Genomic DNA, 3,246 nt, shown 5'->3' on the forward strand with positions numbered 1-3,246 from the left:
GTTGAAGCTGGCCTTGATCCCGTCGATCACGAACTGCGCCGCGCTCGCGGCGCAGTTCGTGATCGACGGGATCAAGGCCAGCTTCAACCTGGGCTAGAAAAAGGGCGCCGCCCGTTGGCGACGCCCCTCTCCCATCCACGAAGTGGAACATTCAGCCCGCGTTGTTGACGTCGTTCTGCGTCACCGGGGCGATGCGGATCTCGACGCGGCGGTTGCACTGATAATCGGCCTCGCTGCGTTCGGGCGAGCATTTGAGTTGCGATTCGCCATATCCCATCGTCGCCATGCGCGCGCGCTGGATGCCGCGGCCGGCGAGATAGTCGGCAACCGACGAGGCGCGGCGTTCGGACAGGCCCTGGTTATAGCTGTCGCTGCCGGTCGAATCGGTGTGGCCATAGACGTCGATATAGGTCGACGGATATTCGGCGAGGGTCGAGGCGACGCTGTCGAGCGCGCTGCGGAACTGCGATTTCACCAGCGCGCTGTTGTAATCGAAGGTGACGTCGCCGGGCATGTTGAGCACCAGCTGGTCGCCCTGCCGTTCGACGTCGATGCCGGTGCCCGCGGTGCGTTCGCGCAGCTTCTTTTCCTGCTGGTCCATATAATAGCCGACCCCGGCGCCGGCGACCGCGCCGATGCCCGCGCCGACGATTTCCTCGGTGCGGCTGTGCTTGCCGCCGATCAGGTCGCCGAGCAGATAGCCGCCGAGCGCGCCGCCGACGCCGCCGATGGCGGCCTTGGAAATCTTCTTTTCGCCGGTCACCGGGTCGGTGACGCAGCCCGCCAGCGTGAGCCCGCCGAGCGTGGCGAGGGCGGCGAGTTTGATCGTCATGGTCTTCATAATGCGCTCCCTGCGATGCGCCGGACTCGAGCCCGGCGGTCTATGTCGCTGTGCCGATAACATCCGGCCGTGGCTCTGGTTCCATCCGGCGCCTGAACGCCGCGTGAGCGATTGCGCGTGCATCCCATTGTGCAGTGCGCATTCTTTCGCTTATACGAGCGGCCATGACCGAAACTGACAGGGGCCGGGCGCTCACGCGCCGTTCCACCGCCCAATGAGCCCTTTCCCTTGGGCCGACGTCGCGATCATCGCGATCCTCGTCCTCCTCAACGGCGTTTTCGCCATGTCCGAACTGGCCATCGTCTCGTCGCGCGACCCGCGGCTGCAGGCGGCAGAAAAGCGCGGCAGCAGCGGCGCCAAGATGGCGCGCCAGCTCGCCGCCGATCCCGGCCGCTTCCTTTCGACCGTGCAGGTCGGCATCACGCTGATCGGCGTGCTGACCGGCGCCTATTCGGGCGCCAGCCTGGGCCAGCCGGTCGCCGACCGGTTGCAGCCGATCTTCGGCTTCGACGATGAAACCGCGCTGACCGCCGCCTTTGCGCTGGTCATCGCGCTGACCACCTATTTCTCGCTGATCGCGGGCGAGCTGGTACCCAAGCAGTTCGCGCTGCGCTCGCCCGAACGCATCGCGATCCTCATCGCGCCGATCATGTACTGGCTGTCGCGCATCGCCGCGCCGCTCGTCTGGCTGCTCAACAGCAGCTCGGGGCTCGTTTTTCGCCTGCTCGGCCTCGACCGCGAGTCGGAAGACCGGGTGACCGCCGAAGAGCTTCACCTGATCGTTGCCGAGGCGTCGAAATCGGGGGTGATCGAGGAAAGCGAACGCGCGATCATCTCGGGCGTCGTGCGCCTTGCCGACCGGCCGGTGCGCGAGGTGATGACGCCGCGTATCGACGTCGACTGGATCGATATCGCGTCGGATGCCGACGCGGTGCGCGCTAAACTGCTCGAAAGCCCGCACACCCGCCTGCCGGTGGCGCGCGGATCGGTCGATGACATCATCGGCGTGGTGCAGGCGCGTGACATCGCCGGCGCGCTGTTCCGGAATGAAAAGCTCGACCTCGAGAAACTGACGCGCTCGGCCAAGGTCATCCACGACCAGATCGACGCGATGGACGCGCTCGAAGGGCTGCGCGCCGCCGATGTGCCGATGCTGCTCGTCCACGACGAATATGGCCATTTCGAAGGGCTGGTGACCCCCGCCGACCTGCTGTCGGCGATCGCGGGCGAATTCGCGTCGGACCAGGATATCGGCAGCGAACCCTTCGTCACCGAACGCGAGGACGGCAGCCTGTTGATCGCGGGGTCGATGCCCGCCGACCAGATGGCCGAACGGCTGGGGATCGAGCTGGGCGAAGACCGCGACTATGCGACCGCGGCCGGCCATGCGCTGGCGATCTTGAAGCATCTGCCCAAGGAGGGCGAACGCTTCACCGACAAGGGCTGGCGCTTCGAGATCGTAGACATGGACGGGCGCAAGATCGACAAATTGCTGGTCAGCGAGATCGTCAAGCCGAAGGACGAATCGGACGGCGACTAGGCCGTTTGCGCCGCGTGATTTCGGCCCGAAGGTCACAAAGGTCACACCACGTCCCCCTCCTTTTCGACCCGTCCCGTTGGCGGGAACGGTTCGGCGGACCAGGGGAGCGGCGGCGATCGGTGAGAACATATCAGGAACGATATCGCGGCCGAATAAATTAGGACAGCGGAAAATCGTTGCGATCGGTGGTCGGCTTTGGGGTGGGGAGCGGACCGGCGGGTTCAAGGGTGAAAATTGGGATTAACTGCCACTGACAGGCTTCCAGTTCGAGGCATTGCGGAATAGGAAGGGCAATGGATAACCTACAACGAGCCAGCGTATCTTTGTTGATCGAAGAAGATGATCTCGTCCCCTCAGAAATAACATCCCTTCTGGGTGTCGAGCCTCACTTGGCGGTCATAAAGGGTGAGAGGTTTCTCTCCAGCAATGGCAAATATATCGAGGCAAGCACTGGGAAGTGGCAGTTTTGGGGTGACTGGAAAAGTCCTGTCGATCTAAACGAGGAAATATCGACGTTGCTAGCAATGCTGACAGATGATCTTGCAGCTTGGAGTTACCTAACTGCTCGCTGCCACTGCTACCTAACCGTTGGAGGCCATTTCAACGATTGGACTGGCGGCATCGCATTGGCGCCAGAGACCATAAGCGCTTTAGCCGCACGGGGGCTTGCGATAGATTTCGACCTCTATGCCCCTGCTGCATCTGTCGACGACAGCTAGTGAGATGTGGGTTCATTTTTGTAAGCGACAATAATTGGTCGGTTGCTGCCGTTGCGCCGGTGCAGTGCGATGGGTCTGGTTATTTTTGCCTCACGCAAAGGCGCAAAGGCACAAAGAAGGAAAAAGAGCCTCACACAAAGACACAA

The 3,246-nt window shown here is 62.7% G+C and carries 3 protein-coding genes; 2 read left to right on the forward strand and 1 reads right to left on the reverse strand.

Annotated elements, in window-relative coordinates; translation table 11 throughout:
- Positions 1 to 151: 151 nt before the first annotated feature.
- On the reverse strand, positions 152 to 841 hold the full coding sequence (locus B1A78_RS21070; protein ID WP_077148810.1) for an OmpA family protein: 690 nt from the start codon (positions 839 to 841) through the stop codon (positions 152 to 154).
- A gap of 214 nt (positions 842 to 1,055) precedes the next feature.
- On the opposite strand from B1A78_RS21070, the gene B1A78_RS21075 reads away from it, so the two are divergent.
- Together B1A78_RS21075 and B1A78_RS21080 are read left to right on the forward strand one after the other, a co-directional pair.
- On the forward strand, positions 1,056 to 2,381 hold the full coding sequence (locus tag B1A78_RS21075) for a hemolysin family protein (RefSeq protein ID WP_077148811.1): 1,326 nt from the start codon (positions 1,056 to 1,058) through the stop codon (positions 2,379 to 2,381).
- 326 nt (positions 2,382 to 2,707) lie between these two features.
- Complete coding sequence (locus B1A78_RS21080) at positions 2,708 to 3,100, forward strand: DUF4279 domain-containing protein (protein ID WP_179102120.1); 393 nt, start codon at positions 2,708 to 2,710, stop codon at positions 3,098 to 3,100.
- The last annotated feature ends 146 nt before the right edge of the window (positions 3,101 to 3,246 follow it).

Source organism: Sphingopyxis sp. KK2 (assembly GCF_001990265.1).
Lineage (GTDB): Bacteria > Pseudomonadota > Alphaproteobacteria > Sphingomonadales > Sphingomonadaceae > Sphingopyxis.

Coding starts and splice junctions, on each gene's coding strand:
- B1A78_RS21075 (WP_077148811.1), top strand. CDS start 1,056: ATGAGCCCTTTCCCTTGGGCCGACGTCGCGATCATCGCGATCCTCGTC.
- B1A78_RS21070 (WP_077148810.1), bottom strand. CDS start 841: ATGAAGACCATGACGATCAAACTCGCCGCCCTCGCCACGCTCGGCGGG.